This window comes from Streptomyces sp. NPDC050636 (assembly GCF_040654775.1).
GTDB lineage: Bacteria > Actinomycetota > Actinomycetes > Streptomycetales > Streptomycetaceae > Streptomyces.
Window position 1 is genome coordinate 1 of sequence record NZ_JBFAIP010000034.1, and the last position, 20,485, is coordinate 20,485.

20 protein-coding genes and 1 pseudogene are annotated in these 20,485 nt (G+C 71.9%); 11 read left to right on the forward strand and 10 right to left on the reverse strand.

The genetic code is table 11. From position 1 onward, the window contains the following. Positions 1-63 precede the first annotated feature (63 nt). The 5 genes from AB0I10_RS23280 to AB0I10_RS23300 all read right to left on the reverse strand — a co-directional run bounded on the left by AB0I10_RS23280 (position 64) and on the right by AB0I10_RS23300 (position 4,932). A complete protein-coding gene (locus tag AB0I10_RS23280) occupies positions 64-1,131 on the reverse strand; it encodes an alkene reductase (RefSeq protein ID WP_363154487.1) in 1,068 nt (355 codons plus the stop codon). A 126-nt stretch (positions 1,132-1,257) separates the two neighbouring features. Continuing rightward, the gene (locus AB0I10_RS23285; protein ID WP_363154488.1) at positions 1,258-1,911 is read right to left on the reverse strand and encodes a DUF1326 domain-containing protein; all 654 of its coding nucleotides are present in this window, start codon (positions 1,909-1,911) and stop codon (positions 1,258-1,260) included. A gap of 148 nt (positions 1,912-2,059) precedes the next feature. Further along, positions 2,060-2,887 carry a DUF2182 domain-containing protein gene (locus AB0I10_RS23290; protein WP_363154489.1) on the reverse strand — a complete coding sequence of 276 codons (828 nt, stop codon included), beginning with the start codon at positions 2,885-2,887 and terminating at the stop codon, positions 2,060-2,062. Positions 2,888-3,022: 135 nt separating this feature from the next. After that, positions 3,023-4,105, reverse strand: coding sequence for an aminotransferase class V-fold PLP-dependent enzyme (locus tag AB0I10_RS23295; RefSeq protein WP_363154490.1), 1,083 nt, complete (start codon positions 4,103-4,105; stop codon positions 3,023-3,025). Between the two features lie 113 nt (positions 4,106-4,218). Beyond that, positions 4,219-4,932 (reverse strand): DsbA family oxidoreductase, encoded by a 714-nt coding sequence (locus AB0I10_RS23300; protein WP_363154491.1) that lies wholly within the window; start codon positions 4,930-4,932, stop codon positions 4,219-4,221. Between the two features lie 224 nt (positions 4,933-5,156). Here AB0I10_RS23300 and AB0I10_RS23305 point away from each other — a divergent pair, with 224 nt between their 5' ends. Together AB0I10_RS23305 and AB0I10_RS23310 are read left to right on the forward strand one after the other, a co-directional pair. After that, on the forward strand, positions 5,157-5,480 hold the full coding sequence (locus AB0I10_RS23305) for a nuclear transport factor 2 family protein (protein ID WP_363154492.1): 324 nt from the start codon (positions 5,157-5,159) through the stop codon (positions 5,478-5,480). 100 nt (positions 5,481-5,580) lie between these two features. Next, on the forward strand, positions 5,581-6,261 hold the full coding sequence (locus AB0I10_RS23310) for a class I SAM-dependent methyltransferase (RefSeq protein ID WP_363154493.1): 681 nt from the start codon (positions 5,581-5,583) through the stop codon (positions 6,259-6,261). Here the strand turns inward: AB0I10_RS23310 and AB0I10_RS23315 are convergent. Beyond that, complete coding sequence (locus AB0I10_RS23315) at positions 6,212-6,766, reverse strand: GNAT family N-acetyltransferase (protein WP_363154495.1); 555 nt, start codon at positions 6,764-6,766, stop codon at positions 6,212-6,214. The genes AB0I10_RS23310 and AB0I10_RS23315 overlap by 50 nt on opposite strands. Before the next feature lie 7 nt (positions 6,767-6,773). Beyond that, a complete protein-coding gene (locus AB0I10_RS23320) occupies positions 6,774-8,405 on the reverse strand; it encodes an aldehyde dehydrogenase (NADP(+)) (protein WP_363154496.1) in 1,632 nt (543 codons plus the stop codon). A gap of 176 nt (positions 8,406-8,581) precedes the next feature. Here AB0I10_RS23320 and AB0I10_RS23325 point away from each other — a divergent pair, with 176 nt between their 5' ends. The 6 genes and pseudogenes from AB0I10_RS23325 to AB0I10_RS23350 all read left to right on the forward strand — a co-directional run. Beyond that, positions 8,582-9,352 (forward strand): IclR family transcriptional regulator, encoded by a 771-nt coding sequence (locus tag AB0I10_RS23325; protein ID WP_363154497.1) that lies wholly within the window; start codon positions 8,582-8,584, stop codon positions 9,350-9,352. Positions 9,353-9,479: 127 nt separating this feature from the next. After that, on the forward strand, positions 9,480-10,481 hold the full coding sequence (locus tag AB0I10_RS23330; protein WP_363154498.1) for a hypothetical protein: 1,002 nt from the start codon (positions 9,480-9,482) through the stop codon (positions 10,479-10,481). Positions 10,482-10,558: 77 nt separating this feature from the next. Then, on the forward strand, positions 10,559-11,776 hold the full coding sequence (locus AB0I10_RS23335; protein WP_363154550.1) for a histidine kinase: 1,218 nt from the start codon (positions 10,559-10,561) through the stop codon (positions 11,774-11,776). 93 nt (positions 11,777-11,869) lie between these two features. Continuing rightward, positions 11,870-12,616, forward strand: coding sequence for a response regulator transcription factor (locus tag AB0I10_RS23340; protein WP_363154499.1), 747 nt, complete (start codon positions 11,870-11,872; stop codon positions 12,614-12,616). Between the two features lie 303 nt (positions 12,617-12,919). After that, a complete protein-coding gene (locus AB0I10_RS23345; protein ID WP_363154500.1) occupies positions 12,920-13,513 on the forward strand; it encodes a hypothetical protein in 594 nt (197 codons plus the stop codon). Between the two features lie 113 nt (positions 13,514-13,626). After that, positions 13,627-14,283 (forward strand): annotated as a pseudogene (locus AB0I10_RS23350) (class F sortase); the annotation flags it as partial. A gap of 59 nt (positions 14,284-14,342) precedes the next feature. Here AB0I10_RS23350 and AB0I10_RS23355 read toward each other — a convergent pair. Next, a complete protein-coding gene (locus tag AB0I10_RS23355; protein WP_363154501.1) occupies positions 14,343-15,563 on the reverse strand; it encodes a hypothetical protein in 1,221 nt (406 codons plus the stop codon). After that, positions 15,563-16,531 (reverse strand): 5-dehydro-4-deoxyglucarate dehydratase, encoded by a 969-nt coding sequence (locus tag AB0I10_RS23360; RefSeq protein ID WP_363154502.1) that lies wholly within the window; start codon positions 16,529-16,531, stop codon positions 15,563-15,565. The genes AB0I10_RS23355 and AB0I10_RS23360 overlap by 1 nt, the downstream gene beginning before the upstream one ends. 296 nt (positions 16,532-16,827) lie before the next feature. Here AB0I10_RS23360 and AB0I10_RS23365 point away from each other — a divergent pair, with 296 nt between their 5' ends. From AB0I10_RS23365 to AB0I10_RS23375, 3 genes are all read left to right on the forward strand, one after another. Further along, on the forward strand, positions 16,828-17,646 hold the full coding sequence (locus AB0I10_RS23365; RefSeq protein WP_363154503.1) for an NAD(P)-dependent oxidoreductase: 819 nt from the start codon (positions 16,828-16,830) through the stop codon (positions 17,644-17,646). Between the two features lie 116 nt (positions 17,647-17,762). Further along, positions 17,763-18,035: a GlsB/YeaQ/YmgE family stress response membrane protein gene (locus AB0I10_RS23370; RefSeq protein WP_363154504.1), complete on the forward strand. Its 273-nt coding sequence runs from the start codon at positions 17,763-17,765 to the stop codon at positions 18,033-18,035. Between the two features lie 98 nt (positions 18,036-18,133). Continuing rightward, entirely contained in the window at positions 18,134-19,348 is a 1,215-nt protein-coding gene (locus tag AB0I10_RS23375; RefSeq protein ID WP_363154551.1) for a TerD family protein, read from the forward strand. A gap of 97 nt (positions 19,349-19,445) precedes the next feature. Here the strand turns inward: AB0I10_RS23375 and AB0I10_RS23380 are convergent, their stop codons facing one another. After that, positions 19,446-20,468, reverse strand: coding sequence for an MsnO8 family LLM class oxidoreductase (locus AB0I10_RS23380; RefSeq protein ID WP_363154505.1), 1,023 nt, complete (start codon positions 20,466-20,468; stop codon positions 19,446-19,448). Between the last annotated feature and the right edge of the window lie 17 nt (positions 20,469-20,485).

Consider the following 20,485-nt stretch of genomic DNA (forward strand, 5'->3'; position numbering starts at 1 on the left):
GCACAGCAGGGACTGTGCGGCGGCCGCGCCGTGCGTTCGGACCGCTCTCCCCCTCCCCGTCACTCAGGCGTCCAGGGTCGGATAGTCGATGTACCCGGAGTCATCGCCCCCGTAGAAGCTCGTGCGGTCCGGCGTGTTGAACGGGCCGCCGGCCGCCAGCCGCTCGGGCAGGTCGGGGTTGGCGAGGAACAGCGCGCCGTACGCCAGCAGATCGGCCTCGCCCGCCTCGACGAGCGGGAGCTCCTCAAGGCCGGTGGGCCGGCCGTCGGTGGCCGGGTTGAGCAGGAAGGTGCCGCCGAAGCGCTTGCGCAGCCGGGCCAGCAGCTCCGTGTCGCGCACATCGCAGGTGTGCAGATAGGCCAGGCCCAACGGGGCGATGGCCTCGACCAGGGCGGTGTAGGCGGCCTCGGGCGCGGGTTCGGAGATGTCGTTGAAGGTGTTGCCGGGCGAGATCCGCAGGCTGGTGCGGTGCGCGCCGATCTCGGCGGCGACGGCCTTGACGACCTCGATGGCGAAGCGGGCGCGGGCCTCGTCGGAGCCGCCCCACTCGTCGGTGCGCAGATTGGCGTTGGGCGCCAGGAACTGGTGGACCAGATAGCCGTTGGCGCCGTGGATCTCCACCCCGTCGAACCCGGCCTCGATGGCGTTACGGGCCGCGGCCGCGAACCCGGTGATGGTCTCGGCTATCTCCTCGCCGGTCAGCTCGCGCGGTGTGACGAAGTCCTTCAGGCCCTCCTGGGTGAAGCCCTGCCCGGCCGCGGCGACCGCGGAGGGCGCGACGGGCACCAGGCCGTCGGGCAGCAGCACCGGGTGGCCGATCCGGCCCCCGTGCCACAGCTGGGCGAAGATCTTGCCGCCCGCGGCGTGCACGGAGTCGGTGACCGCGCGCCAGCCGGCGGTCTGCTCGGCGGTGTGCAGCCCGGGGGTCAGCGGGTAGCCGCGGCCGACGGCGGCGGTCTGGGCGGCCTCGGTGATGATGAGCCCGGCCGAGGCCCGCTGGGTGTAGTAGCGGACCATAGACGGGGTGGGGACGCCCTCGGCGGTGGCGCGGTTCCGCGTCATCGGTGCCATGACGATGCGGTTGGCGAGCGGGGTGCCGGCGAGATCTACGGGGTCGAACGCGGTGGTCACTGATGGCCTCTCGACTGGTCAACGGGGCGTCAACTCACATACTGAGCTGAACGTTGGCCATGGGATCAGCAACCCGCACGGCCCCGGCATTCCCGCCGGACGGCCGGCCGTGCGAGGGGCCGGACGCTACTCCGGTCCGGCCCAGTCGAAGGTGATGTGTTTGCTGGACCGGCCTTCCCGGCTCCAGGTGAACCCGAAGGCGTCCGCTCGGTCGGTGGTGGCCCGGCCCCACGTCGCGACCTGGCCGGGGCCCGTCTCCGACCCCGGCAGGTTGGTCGTCTGAACCCGCGCGCCGTCCGGCGTCGTCGGCCCGGTGAGCGCCTCCGCGCGCGCCTCGACCTTGCCGGGGATCGCCGCCCGCCAGGACCCCAGGTCCCCGTCGATCTCCACTTCGATGGGGGCGACGGCCATGCCCCGCATCTCGGGTCCCAGTATGGCGACCAGCTCGGCGGGCCAGCTGCCGGCCTGTCCACCGAAGATCATCTCCATGGCCGCGCGCTGCGCGTCGTCCGCGCGCTCGTCGAGAAAGACCGCGGCATACGCATCGGAGTGCTCGCCCCACACATTGCCCACGAACGACGCCAGCATCAGCACGTTGAGGCCGTCCAGCCGCACATCGCCGTAGTGACCCTCGCGGATGTGCCAGACCAGTACGCCTTCGCAATCGCCGTAGGTGGGTGGCTGGGCGAACGAACACGGGCAGGGGATGTCGCACTTGCATGTGTCGAACCAGTCGCCGGCAACGTGCCATGCCGGAACGGTGGTCACTGATTCGGTCATCGCTGCGCCTCCTCACGCCCCGCACCCGGCGGGTCCGGTGTTGGCGGCACGGCAGTGAGGGCCGGCGGTCTGTGCCTGGGGCCGACGCTCTTTCGCGCGGCGACCGGCGGTGCGGCGGGACTTCCCTTGCGGCGGGACTTCCCTTCCATCATGCACCTGCGGCCCGGTGCGTCATCGGGTCCATCTCCGTCTGGAGGCCGGGCAGCAGCCAGTCCTGGAACGGGGCAAGGCCGGCCAGGACGAGAAAGGCCAGACCGACCGCCCAGGAGAGCCAGAGCCCCTGCCGCCACAGCTTCTCCAGAAAGATCACCGCGGCCAGCCCGGCCATCGCCGCCACATTCATCACGCCGAGCGGAATGAGAACGATCATCAGGCCCCAGCAGCAGCCGAGGCAGTAGAGCCCGTGGTGCGCCCCCACCCGCAGGTCACGGGCCCATGGCCGGAAGCGCGCGTACCGGGCGAGCTGGCCCAGGGGGTCGCGGCAATGCCGCAGACAGATCCGCTTGAGGGGGCTGAGCTGCTGTACTCCCGCGAGCAGGAATGCCACCGCTCCGATCCAGCGCCCCACGTCCGGGCTCTCGGCCACCAGCGGGCCGGTCGCCGCCAGCACGCCGTAGACAAGAACCCCGAATCCGGTCCAGACCAGCAGATAGCCCCCGGCGAACTGGGCGATCCGGCCCGCCCTGGTGAGCCCGCCGGTGCGGCGGCCGATCGCCCGCACCCAGGTGATGGCCACCGGTGCCACCGACGGGAACATCATCGCCACCATCATGACCAGCCACAGCACCAGAAACAGCGGCAGCGCCAGGCCCATCGTCCCCGGCTCGCTGCCCATGGCGTCCGCCTGACCGGCGGTGAGCACCCATGCCGGCACCGCGAGCAGCACCATCAGCGTCCACGCCACCGCCAGCTCACGCTTCGGCAGCAGGTTCACGGGTCGGGCGGGTGCCGGCGCCGCGAGACGGACGTGCAACATGGCGGCCCTCCCGCCGTTCCGCACACAAGGCGATCCCGTACCGGAAGACCGGCCCCTTCCAGCAGAGCACGGAAAGCGACGCCACGACACTTGGCGAACCCGCCGCCGGTCGCGCGGGGTCTAGGCCCTGTCGGCCTAGGGGCGGAGCAACTCCAGCAACCGGTCCACGTCGTCCGTGGAGTTGTAGAGGTGGAAGGCCGCGCGCAGCTGCCCGTCACGCATCGCGACCCGTACGCCCGCCTCGGCCAGCCGGCTCTCCACGTCGGCGAGCCCGGGGGCGGAGACGATCGCCGAGCCGGGCGCCGGAACGGGGGAGAGTCCGAGCTCGGCCAGACCGGCCCGGTAGTGGTCGGCGAGCGCGGTGTTGTGGGCGTGGATGGCGGCGACCCCGATCTCGTCGAGGAGCGCGAGGGAGTGCTGGGCTCCGACGTACGAGAAGTGGGCGTGCGGTTCGTCGAAGCGCCGGGCGGTGGCGGCCGACTGCCGGATCGGTCCGTAGCAGGACTCGTAAGGGTCCTCACCGGCCACCCAGCCCGAGTGCAGCGCGGCCGGCCAGGCCGCGGCGCCGCCCTCGTCGCCGTCCCCGCCGAACGCCATGAAGGTGGCGCCGCGCGGGCACAGCAGCCATTTGAAGGCCCCGCAGGCGACATAGTCGAAGCCGGCGACGCTCAGCGGCAGCCAGCCGGCGGCCTGCGTGATGTCGAGGAAGGTACGCGCACCGTGAGCCCGCGCGGCCTCCTGTACCGCCGCCATGTCGGCGATCCGGCCGTCCCTCGACTGCACGGCGCTGAACGCGACCAGCGCCGTGCCGGGACGCACCGCCTCGGCGAGGTCCTCCAGCGGCGCGGTGCGCAGTGTGATGCCGGGCCGGATGGCGAGCGGATTGACCAGAGAGCTGAAGTCGCCCTCGGGGACCAGCACTTCGGCGCCCGGCGGGAGCGTGCCGGCGACGAACGCGGCCTGCACCGCGACCGAACTGCCGATCGCCACCCGCTCCTCGGGGAGGCCCAGCAGCCGTGCGAAGGCGGCCCGGGAGGCCGCGGCGGGGCCGAAGTAGTCGCGGCCCATGGTGCCGTGGGAGGCGGATTCGTCGATGGCCGCGCGCAGGGCGGCGGCGGTGCGTGCGGGGAGGAGTCCGCTGGAGGCGGAGTTCAGATAGGTCGTATCGGGCGCGAATTCGGCCCCGCCCAGTGGTTTGCGTAGCTCACGTCGCTGCATGCCCCCACTGTGCTGGGCGATCGGTGCCCCGTCCATCGGGAATTTGCTTCGCGGCCCCGCAAGCATCCCTTATCCGCGCTGGTCGGAGGGGTTACGGGTGGGCCGACGCGCCCTCACATCCCCGGCACCGCGCAGCCGTCGTCCCCGCAGACCTCAGCATCACCGGCCGGCGCACCCTGGACAAGGGTGCCGGCGCCGTCCGCGTGGGCCCGCTCCAGCGCCTGCCGGAAAACCTCCGCGGGCTGCCCGCCGGAGATGCCGTACCGCCGGTCGATGACAAAGAACGGCACTCCGGTGGCACCCAGCTCCGCGGCCTCCCGCTCATCGGCACGCACCTCCTCCGCGTACGCACCGGGATCGGCCAGCACCCGCCGGACCTCGTCGGCCGGCACTCCGGCATGGACGGCTGTGTCGCTCAGAACCCCGGGGTCCCCGAGCGTCCGCGCCTCCGCGAAATTGGCCCGGTAAAACGCATCGAGCAGCGCGTCCTGAACCCCGTGTTCCTTACCGAGGTGCAGCAGCCGGTGCAGATCAAAGGTGTTCCCGTGAATCCGGTCGGACCGGTACTCCAGTCCTTCCCCGGCCGCCGCCTCCGCGACCCGGGCCTCCATGCCCTCCGCCTGCTCACGGCTCACGCCGTACTTCGCCGCCAGCATCTCCAGCACCGGCACATCGGTGGCGGCCGGCGCCTTCGGATCCAGCTCGAAGGACCGGTGCACCACCTCGACGTCGTCCCGGTACGCGAACCCGGCAAGCCCGGCTTCAAAGCGGGCCTTGCCGATGTAGCACCAGGGGCAGGCGATGTCGGACCAGATTTCGACGCGCATGGATGACTGACTCTCTTCGGGCTTCGGGCTTCGGGCTTCGGCGGGCTTCGGGTGGATTACCTCTGCGGAACCTCCGGGAGCTGCCCGCTATTCCTCTGTCGCCGAGCTTCGCGTCCTGCCGCCGCGGCGCGCTCGACACGCCGCCGGTCCCCTGTGCGAGCTCGTCGGGAAAATATGCTGCCGGGCCTCGGCATCTCAGTGTCCCGACATTGAAGGAAATTGCTGTGAGCATTCCCGCCAACAGTCTGAGCAACCCCGCCGTGCGCGCCTTTGTCACCGCCCTCAATGCCAATGACCGCGGCGCTTTCAAGGCCGCTCTGATGCCGGATGCGACGATGTCCGACGACGGCGCCGACCGCGATCTGGCCCGGTGGAGCGAACAGGAGATCTTCTCCTCGCACGGCCATATGGAAGTGGAGTCGGAGACCGACAACGGGCTTTCACTGCTGGCCCGCTACAGCAATGACACCTGGGGCGATATGAGCACCCGCTGGCGGTTCACCGTGCAGGACGGCAAGGTGACCCGCTTCGAGACGGGGCAGGCATGACGTGACGGACATAAACCGGCGGGTATAAGGCGGCAGGCATAAGGATGCGGACATAACGCGTCGATCGAGCGGCACGCCGATTTCTGGGTACGGTCCCGGCATGACTTCGTCACAGGACCTTCTCGGCTTCTGGGAAACGACCGGTTCCGCCAAGACCTTCACCCATCCGCTCGATCCGGAATTGCTGGACGGATATCTGCCGCGTACCGCCCTGGTGCTGGACTACGGGTGCGGGTACGGGCGGTTGACGGCCGAGCTGGTGAAACTCGGGTACGGCGCGGTGCGTGGGGTGGATGTCTCGGCGGCGCTGATCGCCCGTGGGCGGCGGGAGCACCCCGGGCTGGATCTGATGCGGTGCGCGGAGTTCCCGTTGCCGTTCGAGGACGCGGCGTTCGATGCGGCGCTGCTGTTCGCGGTGCTGACGTGCGTTCCGGAGGACGCCGCGCAGTCGGCAATCATCGCGGAGCTGGGGCGGCTGGTGCGGCCGGGCGGGGTGCTGTATCTGAGCGATGTGCCGTTGCAGGACGATGCGTACCACCAGGAGTTGTACGGGCGGTTCGCCCAGCAGCACGGCACGTATGGGGTGTTCGAGACGCCTGACGGCGGGGTGTTCCGTCATCATGCGCCGGAGCGGCTGCGGGGACTGGTGCGCGAGGCGGGGTTCTCGGTGGTGCGGGAGCGGGTGGGCTCGGTCGCGACGCTGGACGGGCGCACCGCCGAGCGGTTGCAGATCATTGCCCGGCGGGAGGGACGTACGCGTCCAGGGGCAGCACCAGAGTGAGGTGGGTGGCGTCGGGGGCGGGGCGGCGGTCCGGGTCGGGCCGCCAGCCGAGGCCGGTGTAGAAGGTGCGGGCGCGGTGGTTGTGCCAGAGCACTTCGAGGACGGCCCGGGAGTGGCCGGCCGCGCGCCAGGCGTGCAGGCACGCGGTGTGCAGGGCACGGCCGACGCCGGTGCCCCAGTGGCCGGGGTCGACGTGTAGCTGATGGAGTTCGACGGTGCCCGGAGCCGCGTCCCGGGCCCCGGACCGGCGCGCGCGGTAGGAGGCGGCGCCGATCACCGTGCCGTGGCGTACGGCGCAGAGGGTGGGGGTGTCCCGGCTCAGGACGCGTTCCCAGGCGGCGCGTCGGCGGGCGTGTTCCGCCGGGGCGTCGAAGGGGGCGTCCGGGACCCGGTTGCGGGCGTACGCGGCGCGGGCGCGGGTGTGCAGGGCGGCGATCGCCTCCAGGTCGGCGGGGGTGGCAGCGCGGACCTGGAGGCCGGGGCCGGTGGTGGTGGCGGTGCGCACGGTGCCGCTACGCGCCCTCGGCGCGGCCGTCGACCTGGCGTGGCAGGCCGAGCGGGTTGTCCTCGCGGAGCTCGGGCGGGAGCAGCGCGGGCGGGGTGTCCTGGTAGGCGACCGGGCGCAGCCAGCGTTCGACGGCGGTGCCGCCGACGGAGGTGGAAGTGGAGGTGGTGGCCGGGTAGGGGCCGCCGTGGTGCTGGGCGGGGGCGACCGCGACGCCGGTCGGCCAGCCGTTGACGACGACGCGTCCGGCGAGCGGGGTGAGGCCGGACAACAGCCGGGCACCTAGGCCGGCGCCGTCGCCACCATGCCCAGCGCCACCGGCGCCTAGGCCGGCGCCGTCGCTGCCGTGCCCAGCGCCACCGGTGTCGCGTCCCTCCTCGTCGGTTCCGGCGCTCTCCGCTTCGCTGAGCTGGAGCGTCGCGGTGAGGTTGCCGGGGAGCCGGGCGAGCACGGCGACGATCTCGGCCTCGTCGGCGTAGCGGGCGAGGACGGTCACCGGGCCGAAGCACTCCTCCAGGAGGACGTCGTGCGGCCCTTCGGCGGCGAGGCGGGCGGCGGGGACGGCGAGGAAGCCCGCGCTGACGGTGTGCTCGCCGCCCGCGCCGGGGGTCACCGGGACCTGGACGTCGGGGAGTTCGGCGCGGGTGCGGACGCCGTCGAGGAACGCGTCCCGCATCCGGTGGTCGAGCAGAACGCCCGGCTCGGTGTCGCTGACGGCGGCGGTGAGGGACGTGAGCAGCCGGTCGCCCGCCTCGCCCTCCGGTGCCAGGACGAGTCCCGGCTTGACGCAGAACTGGCCGACGCCGAGCGTCATCGAGGCCGCGAGTCCGGCGCCGATCTGCTCGGCGCGTTCGCCGGCCGCCGCCTCGGTGACCACGACGGGGTTGAGGCTGCCCAGTTCGCCGTGGAAGGGGATGGGGTGCGGACGGGCCGCGGCCGCGTCGTACAGGGCACGGCCGCCGCGCACCGAGCCGGTGAACCCGGCGGCGGTGATCAGCGGGTGGCGCACCAGGTCGATGCCGGCCTGGAAGCCGTGCACCAGGCTCAGCACACCCTGGGGCAGGCCGACGTCGGTGGCTGCGCGGCGCAGCAGCGCGGCGCAGAGTTCGGAGGTGGCGGGGTGGTCGGGGTGCACCTTGACGACGACGGGGCAGCCGGCCGCGAGGGCACTGGCGGTGTCGCCGCCGGGTACGGAGAAGGCCAGCGGGAAGTTGCTGGCGGAGTACACGGCTACGGGACCGAGCGGGATCTTGTAGCGGCGCAGGTCGGGGCGCGGCGGGGCGAGGGCGGGGTCGGCGTGGTCGATGCGTACGTCGAGGAACGCGCCCTCGGCCACGATGTCCGCGAACGTCCGCAACTGGTAGGTGGTGCGGCCCAGTTCACCGGTGAGCCGGCCGGGACCGAGTGCGGTCTCGGCGTCGGCGGCCTCGATGACCTGGTCGCCCGCCTCGTCGAGCAGGTCGGCGGCGCGGCGCAGGAGGGCGGTGCGTACGGCGCGGTCGGCGAGCGAGGCACGGGCGGCGTGTGCCGCGCGTACCGCCGCGTCCACCTCGGCCGCTGTGGCCTCCACCGCAACCTGCTCGCGTGGCTTCCCGGTTCGGGGGTCGACACTCCAGACTGGTGCTGCCGCTGCTGCCACCGTGCATTCCTCCCGGGCGATGCCGTACCGAGTCGTACCGAGAACTGAGTCGTACCGAGGATTGCTGAGACGTACGAGTCTTGCAGTACACCGGACGGCGTTCGATATGCTGAACGTCGTCCCGGATCATGAACAAATGGGACTCTATGGCTGTCCGAGCAGAGGGGTCAAGGGCGATGTCAACTGCCGATACCGGTGGATCGCAGGTCAAGTCCGCGGTGCGGACGGTGGAGCTGCTGGAGTACTTCGCGGGCAGCCCCGGCATGCACAGCCTGGCCTCCGTCCAGGAAGCCGTCGGCTATCCGAAGTCCAGCCTCTACATGCTGCTGCGCACCCTCGTCGACCTGGGCTGGGTCGAGACGGACGCCACCGGCACGCGCTACGGCATCGGCGTCCGGGCCCTGCTGGTCGGCACGTCGTACATCGACGGCGACGAAGTGGTGGCCGCCGCCCGCCCGACGCTGGACCGGCTCTCTGACGACACCACCGAGACCATCCACCTCGCACGGCTGGACGGCGTCAACGTCGTCTATCTCGCCACCCGCCAGTCCCAGCACTATCTGCGGCCCTTCACCCGGGTCGGCCGCCGGCTGCCCGCGCACTCCACCTCGCTGGGCAAGGCTCTGCTCGCCACGTACACCGACGACCAGGTCCGCGCGATGCTGCCGCCCACGCTCGCGGCGCTGACCGAGCACACCATCACCGACCGCGAGCAGCTGATCGAGGAGCTGCACGCGGTGCGCGAGCAGGGCTATGCGGTGGACCGCGAGGAGAACACCCTGGGCCTGCGCTGCTTCGGCGTGGCGATCCCGTACCGCACCCCGGCGCGGGACGCGATCAGCTGCTCGGTGCCGGTGGCCCGGCTGACCCCGGACCATGAGCAGATGATCAAGGACGCGCTGTTCGACGCGCGGGACCGGCTGACGCTGGCCACCCGGCGCCTCTGACCCGCGGTTCGGCGCCGCGGCACCGCGGGCCTCTCCTCCGCCTCCGTCGTTCGGCTCCCCCGTCCGGCGGAGGCGGATCGTCTTCAGGGGCGAGGCGGCCGGGGCGGGACACCGGAAGTCTGGTCGCATGACCCCGCAGCGCACCCGCTCCGTTCTGCGGGCGACCGCCCTGGCCGCCTGCATCCCTTACCTCTCGCTCAAGATCGCCTGGATCGCGGGAGGCCGTATCGGCATCCCCGAGGGGAGCCCGCTACGCCAGGGCGGCGACTCCTTGATGGCTATGAACGGGCTCACCGTGCTGATGGACGCCGCGGTGATCATCCTGGCGTTCTTGCTGACCCGGCCCTGGGGTCGGCGGGTGCCGGCCTGGCTGCTGGTGCTGCCCATGTGGTGCGCGACCGGCCTGCTCGCGCCGATCGTCGTGGTCTTCCCCGTCCAGACGCTGGCCTCGGTGCTGCGTGACGGCTCCCACGGGGGTGGGGCCGTCACCGGCGGCGACGGATTCGGCGGCGACCCGGACCGGTTCCTCGCCCCCTGGGTGTGGAGCGTCGTCTACACCGGCTTCATCGTGCAGGCGCTGACCCTGGGCGCCCTGTTCGTGCTGTACGCGAGGGAACGCTGGGGCCATCTGTGGCGCGGCCGCGTCGGTACGCTCCCCGACGGCCCCACCCGGTCCGCGCGCCGGCTGTCCGCGGCCGCGGTGGCCGTACTGGCGGTGCTGCCCGCCGTGACACATCTGCTGTGGGCGGCCGGCAGCACGGCCGGCCTGAACCCCGCGCGGGCCGCGGCGCAGGATCTCAACTCCCGCCTGAACGATGCCGGTTACGTCCTGTTCGCGGCGCTCGCGGCGGCCGGGGCGCTGATGCTCGGTTACGGGCGCGGCCGCCGCGTACCGCTGCTGCTGCCGCTGGCCGCCGCCTGGATCGGCTCGGGCGCACTGGCCTGCTGGGGCGGCTGGATGACATTCACCACGCTCTCGGCCAGGGCAGGCGATCCGATGCTGCCCAGCCCCCTGTTGAGCGTGACCTACTCTGTGCAGATGATCGTCGGGATGCTTGTGGCAGTCGCCGGTGCCCACTTCTTCGCCGAGCGTGAGGCAGCCCGGTGCGGAGAGGCGCGATGCGCATAACCGCGGTACGCATAACCGCCATACGGATAGCCGCGGTACGTGCATGGGCGGGAGTCTTTGCCCGGCGCTGGATCCATATGGTGCTGGGCGGCGCGCTGTTGATGCCGTACTTCCTGCTGATGTCGGTCTTTCTGGCGGTGCTCGGTGCCACGCCCGGCCTGCTGACCGACCCGGACTGGTACAAGGCGTTCGGTGCGGCCCTCCCCGTCGCCTGGTTCAGCGCGGTCACCGTCCTCTTCCCCGTCGTGAGGATCGTGGAGACGGTCACCGCCAGGGCGCTCTGCGGGCTGGCGGACGACGGGCCGGACACCGTGGCCACGGCGTCCTGGGAGGTCCGCCGGCGCACCGCCACATGGTTCACCCTGCATCTGTTCACCGGCGGAATCGTCAGCGGCATGACGCTCGCCATGCCACCCGCCGTGGTGGTGCTGATGCTGTCGCCGTTCTCCACGTCCCTGCGCTCCAGCAGGATCGGCTTCTCCGAACAGTTCAACGGCTGGCTCGGTCCGGTGTCCGGGATCGCGCTGGTGGTGGTGCTGCTCACGACCGTACAGATCTGCGGGGCGGTTCAGGCGCGCTGCGCACCGGCGCTGCTGGGGCCGACACCCGCCGACCGGCTGGCCGCGGCCGAGCGCCGAGCCGCCGATCTGGCCTCCCGCAACCGGCTGGCCCGCGAGCTGCACGACTCCGTGGGGCACGCGCTCAGCGCCGTCACCCTGCAGGCGAGCGCGGCCCGCCGGGTCCTGGACGCGGATCCGGAGTTCGCCCGCCAGGCGCTGACCGCCATCGAGGAGACCACCCGCGAGGCGGTCGCGGAACTGGACACCGTACTGGGGCTGTTGCGCGAGGAGGACGGCGCCAATCCGACCACTCCGGCACCCACCCTGGACGGCCTGGACGCCCTGCTCGACCGCACCCGCGCGGCGGGCCTGCAGGTCGAGACGACGATCGAGGGGAGCTGCGCCGGGCTGCCGCCGGTGGTCTCGCGGGAGGCGTACCGGATCGTGCAGGAGGGCCTCAGCAACGCGCTGCGGCACGCCGGCCCGGTTCATGTGCAGCTCCAACTCAGCGTCACGAAGCTGGAGTTGACGCTGAACATGACGAACCCGCTGACGGCGGCGCAGACGGTGGACGACACGGCGGACGCCGCTGCCCCGGCGGCTCGTACGGGCGGCGGCCGCGGGCTGCGCGGGATCGGCGAGCGCGCCCGGCTGCTGGGCGGCAATGCGACGGCCGCGGCGCAGAACGGCGTATGGCGGCTGACCGCACGGCTGCCACTGGGGGCGGGGCGGTGAGCGGGACGCCCGCTACGGGGCGTGCGACGGGGCACGGCGGGACATGGCGAGCGACCGGATGACCGGGTCAAGGACAGGGTGGGCGAGCGGGGCATGAGCACGGTGCGGAGCGACGACGACGGTACGGATGCGACGGGAACGGGCACGGAGGCAGCCACGCCTCCCGAGGACGGCGACGCCCGCCCGCTCCGTATCGTCCTCGCCGACGACGAGCGGATGGTGCGTACGGCGCTGCGCGCGATCCTCGGCGCCGAGGCCGACATGGAGGTGGTCGGCGAGGCCTCGTCCGGCGCGGAGGCGGTGCCGCTGATCCGTGAACTGCGCCCGGACATCGTCCTGATGGACGTCCGGATGCCCGAGATCGACGGTATCCGCGCGACCGAGCAGGTGCTCGCCGGAATGTCCGAGCCGCCCCGCATCATTGTGGTGACGACGTTCGAGAACGACGCCTATGTCTATGACGCGCTGCGGGCCGGGGCCAGCGGGTTCCTGCTCAAGCGGTCCGGCGCGGAGGAGCTGGTCCAGGCCGTACGGCTGGTGGCGCGCTGCGACTCGCTGCTCTTCCCGGCGGCGGTCCGCGCACTGGCCGCCCGGCACGCCGGGGAGCGCGCGGCGGACGACGCGGCGCGGGCGCTGCGGGCGAGGCTGTCGGAACGGGAACGCGCGGTGCTGCGGCTGATGACGGCCGGGCTGACGAACGCCGAGATCGCGGCCCGGCTGGGGGTCGGCCCCGCCACGGTGAAGACGCATGTCGCGGGGGTGCTGGCCAAGCTCGGGGTGCGGGACCGGACCCAGGCGGTGATAGCCGCGTACGAATGCGGATTCGTGCGGCCGGGCTAGACCGGGCCAGACGAGTAGGTCCAGGGCCCGTCCGGTGGATCAGGGCCGGGCCCGGACACTCCCCGTCACCCGATCATCCCAATGCGCCGGATTACGAACCATCACCGAAAAGCCCGCTCCGACCTGCCCTTTTCTTGGTGATCTCGGGAGGCGCATCGACCGGCCGAGCGAGTTCTGACATCGCGTCAGCAGGCTCGGGCGGCGCCGGGCCGCTTACCTCGGAATCAGGAGGCGTGGAACTCCGACAACTCTTCTCGCGGCACAGCGACGTGCCCGGTCCGCGCTTCGTGGAGGTGCGTCACCATGCGTCCCAGTCGAGTTCTCACCGGTGCCGCGCTGTCCGCCGCCGCGCTCGGCCTCTCCACCACCGCGGCGTTCGCCGGCGACTTCGGCACCATCGAGGTCTCCCCCGGCACGGCCAAGGCAGGCTTCACGGTCAATCTGACCAGCAGCGCCTGCGGCAGACACGGCTCGGCCAGGGTCGACGCGAGCTCGCTGGGCGCCGGCACCGTCCGGCTCGCGCCCAAGGGCCGGACGCACTCCGAGAACGTACAGGGCTCGCTGCGGATTCCGTCCGGCACCCAGCCCGGCAACTACGGCATCGGCGGCACCTGTTCCGACGGCAGGGAGATCACCGGCACCGTCGGCATCGGCAAGACCATCGGCAAAAGCAGCACCAGGGGCGGCACCACGGGCAGCACGATGGCCGGCAGCTCGGCCGGCAAAGAGAGCGGCAGCGCCACGCCGGCTCCCCAGGGCAAGGTCAAGACCGGTGTCGGCACCACGACCGAGAGCTCCAGCGGCACCGAGGTCGCCGCGGGCGCGGCCCTGCTGATGGCCGCTGTCGCCGGTGGCATCCGGGTGATGCGCCGCCGTCGCGAGGGGGGCCGCTCCTGAGGGAGACCGGCCACGGCCGGTCGCCGTGAGCCGCCGCGGCCGCACGCCTCCGCCGCAGTCGGGGGGCCGGGCCGCGGACCGATCCTCGCTTCCCGGGAGGAGTGCGCACAGCGATGGGAACCCGCAGCCGCGCCCGTGGCGACAGAACCGTCATAGCCGGCATCACGGCGCTCGCGTTGGGCACCGGGCTCTGGCTCATCAGCCACGGCACCGAGACCAGCACTCCGCCCCAGCCGTCCGCCGCCCAGGGATTCGGCGCCGGTCCGCCGGGCGCCCGGCCCGCGGTGCCCGCGGTGCCCGCCATCCCGCCGCTGCCCGCCTCGGAGCCGATACGGGTCACGGTGCCGTCCGCGCAGATCGACGCGCCCCTGATGAAGCTGGGCCTGGCCGCGAACGGCAGCCTTGACGCGCCGCCGGACGCCACCGAGAACCTGGCCGGCTGGTACAAGGACGGCACCGCCCCCGGAGCCCGGGGCACCGCCCTGGTCGCCGGCCACGTCGACAGCCATTCCGGGCCCGCCGTCTTCTACAGCCTGGGCTCCCTGAAGAAGAACACCCCCATCGAGATCCTGCGCAAGGACGGCCGGACGGCGATCTTCACCGTCGACGCGGTCGAGGTCTACGAAGGCAAGGAATTCCCGGACGACAAGGTCTACGGGGAAGCCGACCGGCCCGAACTCCGCCTGATCACCTGCGGCGGCGGCTTCGACACGGACAAGCAGGAATACCTCGGCAACGTCGTCGTCTTCGCGCATCTCACCGGCGCCAGGGACACGGCCTCCGCGAAGCCGACCGGACCGGCCGAGCCGATGCGGCACGCCCGGCTGTTTCAGCGCGCGGTACTCCCCACGGTGTCGCGCAGCGCGGCCCGCACGGCGGACAGGTCCCGGTCGCTCGCCAAACCCGCGTGGTAGAGCCGCAGTTCGTTCGCGCCCAGCGAGGCGGCGTGCGCGGCATCGGCGGCGAGGGTGCCGGGGCTGCCGCCCATTCCGGAGACCACGGTGAGATTGGCGGCGACGGTCGCGGCGGCGGTGCCGGTTGCCCGGCGGTCCGCGAACGGGCCGAGGGCATCGGCGCGGGCCGCGGCGTCACCGGTGCACGGTACGACGACGCCATCGGCATGTGCGAGAACGTCCGTTGGGTCCACACCGACGTTCGCGCCGCAGCGGTGCGCGGCGGGATCGGCATGCAGCAGCACCCGGAACTCGCCCGCCGCGGCGTCCCGTACGGCGCGTACGGCCGCGCGCTGAAGGGTCCGTGCGGCCCGGTCCCGCCACGTGCGCACCACCCCCGCGAGGTCCGCACCGAGCAGTTCCTCGACCGCGCCCCACTCCCCCGCCCGACCCGTCGGCCCACCCGCCGCATCCCCCCACAGGGGCTCCAGTGCCCGCACCACCACACGCCTCAACTCCTCTGCGGGCAAGCCCAGTTCGGCGTATCCGTCCCGGCACACCGTGCAGAAGCACAGCGACATCAGATACTGCGCGGCACCGGAGAGCGGCACTCCGCCGATCTTGTCGTGGGCGTGCAGATGGGCGAGTCCGTACCAGCCGCAGGACTCCAGCTCGGTGCCACGGGCGCCGGGCCGTACGGCCGCCTCCGCGGCGAGAGCGACGAGATGATCGCGCACCTCGGGGCGGGCGATGCACGGCGCCCAGGGGTACGGATCGCCGTACGCGTTGCGGACGACGACGGACGGATGCTCGGCGCCCAGGCGGGAGTTGTGCGCCAGCACCACCCACGTGTGCACTTCCAGGCCCGCGTCGGCCAGCCCCCGCGCGGCCGCACCGAAGGGGTCTTCGCCCTCGACCCAGTCCTGGGTGTACGGCCGCAGCGCGCGCCCCGCCCAGCGGGTGGCGTCCGGCGGGTAGAGGACGGCGGCGTGCCGGGCGGTGATGATGCGGTGGCGGGGGTGGCGCGGGGTGAGGGCGCGAGTGGAGTGGTAGGCGGAGGCCAGGGTGACCTGGTGGACGCCGAGGGCGGCGATACGGCCCGCGGCGTCCGGGTCGCCGACGACGTCCCACGGGTAGAGGAACGCGGCGGTACGCATCAGGCGCCGGCTCCCCGTACCAGTGCCAGGCCGTGCTCGATCAGCTCGGCCAGCTCCTTGACGTGCGCCGGGGCCGGTTCGCTCAGCGGTGGCCGGACCTCGCCGACATCCAGACCACGCAGCCGCACACCGGCCTTGACCAGCGAAACGGCGTATCCGTGGCCCCGCTTGCGCAGTTCGACCAGCGGGCGGTAGAAGCCGTCCATCAGCCGGGCGACGGTGGCCTCGTCGCCGGTGTCCAGCGCCTGGTGGAAGGCGAGGGCGATCTCGGGGGCGAAGGCGAAGACCGCGGAGGAGTAGAGGCGGACACCCAGGCCCCGGTAGGCGGGACCGGTGAGTTCGGCGGTGGGGAGGCCGTTGAAGTACAGGAACTCCTCGTCCGGGGCCTCGCTGCGTACCGTGCTGATGATGCGTTGCAGCAGGTCCAGATCGCCCAGGCCGTCCTTGAGGCCGATGATGCCCGGGGTCTTGGCGAGCGCGACGACGGTGGCCGGTTCGAAGACGGCGTTGTCGCGCTGGTAGACGATGACGGGAAGCGGGGTGGCGGCGGCGAGTTCGGCATAGTGCCGCAGCAGGCCGTCCTGTCCGGCGACGACGAGGTACGGCGGCATGGCGAGCAGCCCGTCGGCGCCGGCTTCATGAGCGAGGCGGGCGAACTGGACTGCGAGCGCGGTGCCGTAGCCCGCACCGGCGACGACGGGGACCCGGCCCGCGGCCTCGTCGACCGCGGCGGCGACGCAGTCGGCGAACTCCTCGGGGGTGAGGGCGTGGAACTCGCCGGTGCCGCAGCAGGCGAAGACCGCTGCCGCGCCTGCGTCGATCCCGGCCCGCACATGGGTGCGGAAGGCCGCCAGGTCCAGGGCGCCGTCCGGCGCGTACGCGGTCACGGGGAAGAACAGCAGTCCGTCGAGGCGGTCGGCGAGGTGGGGGTACCTCCCAGCAGTGGCTGGGGGAGGCTCTGAGGTCAACGGGCTCTCCTTGGCATGCTCATACATGTCTCTGCGCGCACCTGTCGCGCGTACCTGTCGCACTGCACACGCTAGACATGTCTGTGATCAGTGCCCACGTCCCTGAACATCATCACGCTATTGCAGCCCTCCCGCGCCGGTCAAGGGACCGAAATCGGCGCCGCGCAACCGGATTCGCCCAGTCCGTCAGGCGTCTTGACCCGCCGTCAGCCGACTCCCTAGCGTGTCCACACATCTGAATGCCGTCCGCACATACAGCCTTGCAGCTCAGCCGTCAGCCGGAGGAGTACCCGCCCATGACCGCACCCCGCACCGTCCTGCTCACCGGCGCCGCCGGCGGCCTGGGCACCCTGATGCGCGAGCTGCTGCCGCCGTACGGATACCGACTGAGGCTCTTCGACCAGCGGCCCATCGAGAACACAGCCGGCGAACCGGACGTCATCACCGCCGATCTGGCCGACCGCAAGGCGCTGCGCGAGGCGGTACGCGACGTCGACGCGATCATCCATCTGGCCGGCATCTCCCTGGAGGCCCCGTTCGAGAAGATCCTCCGGGCCAACATCGAGGGCACCTACCACCTCTACGAAGCCGCACGCGAGGAAGGCGTACGCCGGATCGTCTTCGCCTCCTCCAACCACGCCGTCGGCTTCACCCCACGCCCCGCGGACGGCTCCGGCGCGATCCCGGTCAACACGCCCCGCCGCCCCGACACCTACTACGGCCTGTCCAAAGGGTTCGGCGAGGATCTCGCCTCGCTCTACTGGGACCTGCACGGCATCGAGACCGTCTCACTGCGCATCGGCTCCTGCTTCCCCGAACCCACCACCGTCCGGATGCTCTCCCTCTGGATGAGCCCGGCCGACTGCGCCCGCCTGCTGCACGCGGCCCTGACCGCCCCGGACGTCGGCCACACCGTCGCCTACGCCTCCTCCGCCAACACCCGCCTGTGGTGGGACCTCTCCACCGCCCGCGCGCTCGGCTACGACCCCCAGGACGACTCCGAGCCCTACGCCGCCGAACTGATCGCCGCCCAGGGCGAACTCTCCTGGGGCGACCCGGAACACGCCCACCTCGGCGGCGCATTCTGCACCGATCCGCCCGTCTGGCCCCACTGACCCCGATTGCGACACCGACCAGCGCTTTCCGTCACCGTACGGAACTCGATGCCGCCTCCTTGCGTCCTTGAGGACGAAGCACGGCGAATCACCGCGCAGGAACGAGGAAACGCATCATGGGCATCGTCAGCTGGCTTGTACTGGGACTGATCGCGGGCGTCATCGCCAAGGTCCTGCTGCCGGGACGCGACCCGGGCGGGCTCGTCGGCACGACGCTGATCGGCATCGTGGGTTCCTTCATCGGCGGCTGGCTGTCCACCAAAATCCTGGACCGGCCGATACCGAAGGACTTCGGCGAACCGTCCATGTGGATCGCCTCGGTCGCCGGGGCCCTGGTCCTGCTGATCATCTACCGACTGCTCTTCGGCAATTCACGCGAACGTCGCTGATCACCCGAATCGGGCGGCCCATCCGTACCGGACGGCCATCCGAGTACGGGTAATGGAACCGCAAAAGGGAGCCGTTCGTTACTGCTGGCATGACCGCTATGACTCCTGGCTCGAACCTCCCGCTCACCTCCGCGCGGGTGGCGGTGGACGTCACCGCCCCCGTGCGGCTCGACGTGTCGGGCCTGCTCCTCACCGCCGACGGCAAGGTGCGCTCCGACGACGACTTCGTGTTCTACAACCAGCCCAACGGCCCCGGCGTGACCCACACCGCCGCGGCCGGCGGCAACGGCGACACCATCACCGTGGACACCGCCGCGGTGCCCGGCGACATCCATAAGATCGTCGTCACCGCCAGCCTGGACGCCCCCGGCGCGACCTTCGCCGGCACCGAGCCGACCGGCACGGTCCGCGACGCCGGGACCGGCAGCCTCATCGCCTCCTTCACCCCGCCCCGCCTCGGCGCCGAGACCGCACTGGTCGTCGTGGAGATCTACCGCCGCAACGACGCCTGGAAGGTCCGCGCCGTCGGCCAGGGCTACGCCAACGGCCTGGCGGGAATCGCCACCGACTTCGGCGTCAGCGTGGACGAGGAGCCGGCCGCCCCGGCCGCACCGCAGGCACCCCCCGCCCCTCAGGCACCCCCGGCTCCGGCCCCCGCCCCCGTCGCCCCGCCGCAGGCAGCGGCTCCCCCTGGCCAGACCGGTGCTGCCCCTGCTCCCGGGTTTCCTTCCCTCGACAAGGTCAACCTCGACAAGGGCCGCGTAAGCCTCCAGAAGAACCAGACGGTCTCCCTGGTCAAGGGCGGTCAGCCGCTCCTCACCTCGGTCAAGATGGGCCTCGGCTGGGAGCCCGCGTTCCGCGGCAAGAGCATCGACCTGGACGCTTCCGTCATCGCCTACGGCCCGGACCGCAAGAAGATCGACAACTGCTTCTTCGGCAAGCTGTCCATCCTGAACGGCGCGATCCAGCACTCCGGCGACAACCTCACCGGCGACGGCTCCGGCGACGACGAGGTCATCACCGTCCACCTCGGCGGGCTGCCCCCGCAGGTCACCGGCCTGGTCTTCACGGTGAACTCCTTCTCCGGCCAGAAGTTCTCGGACGTCGCCAAGGCGTACTGCCGGCTGACCGACGCACAGACCGGCGAGGAACTGGTCCGCTTCGACCTCACCAGCTCGGAGCAGCGCACCGGCGTGATGATGGCCAAGCTCATCCGCCAGTTCTCCGGCGAGTGGGAAATGACGGCCATGGGTGAATTCGTCGACGCGCGCACCGTACGCGGTATGCAGAAGCCCGCGGCGGCAGCGCTCTGAGCACCAGGGCGTGTCCGCACGCCCTCGGACACCCAGCTGAGCTGGTAGAACGCCCGAGCGGCGCCGTCCTGGCCACGGCGCCGCTCCGCGGGCTCCATCAGCCCCGCCCCACCAGCCCCGCGACCCCGGCCAGCCGCTCGTACGACTCCAGCAGCGCGGCACGGTCGTAAGAGCTGGTGGTCACGAGCACCTCATCCGCGCCACTGCGCTCGATCAAGGCACCGAGCGCCTCCGCGACCTCACCCTCCGTGCCGTGGACATGACCGCGCAGCGCGTCCTCGTAGAATCCCCGCTCCCGGGCGGACATGCCGTCGGCGGCCGAGTAGGCGTCCTCAGCGGACCGCAACGGCGGAAACACCCCATGCACGCGCGAGTGCGCCAGCGACCGGGCCTCCGGCACCAGCAGCCGATGCGCCTCCTCCCGCGTACCCGCGACCGCCACCGTCCCGGAGATCACGACATACGGCCGGTCCCACAGAGCCGAGGGCCGGAACCCGGCACGGTACGCGTCGATCGCCTCCAGCATCTTCTTCCGCCCCCGGAGGTCACCGATCACCAGTGCCAGCCCGGCCGCCGCCGCGACCTGCGCCCCCGCGCCCGTGGCCAGCACGAAAGCGGGCACGCTCAGGCCCTCCGCCGGCCGTGCGTGCACCTGCGGATGGCTCGTCTGGCTACCCGTGAAGTAGCCCAGCAGCTCGGCGAGTTGGGCACTGAAGTCCTCGGTGGCGTCCTTCTCCGTGCCCAGCGCCCGCCGGATACCGTCGGTGAAGCCCACCGACCGCCCGAGTCCCATATCGATCCGCCCGGGGAACAGCGACTCCAGCACTCCGAACTGCTCGGCGACCACCAGCGGACGGTGATTGGGCAGCATCACCCCGCCCGTGCCGACCCGGATGGCCGATGTCGCCGAGGCCACCGCCGCGGCCAGCACCGTCGGCGCGGAGCCCGCGACACCCGGCACGCTGTGGTGCTCGGAGACCCAGAAGCGGTGGTAACCGAGCTCCTCGGCGCGCCGGGCGAGCGCTACCGTGCCGCGCAGCGCGTCCGCCTCCGGACGGCCCTCGATGGTGCGCGAGCGGTCCAGGATCGAGAATCGAGTTGTCCGTATCGTCGAGGTCACCTCCCCTACAACGTCCG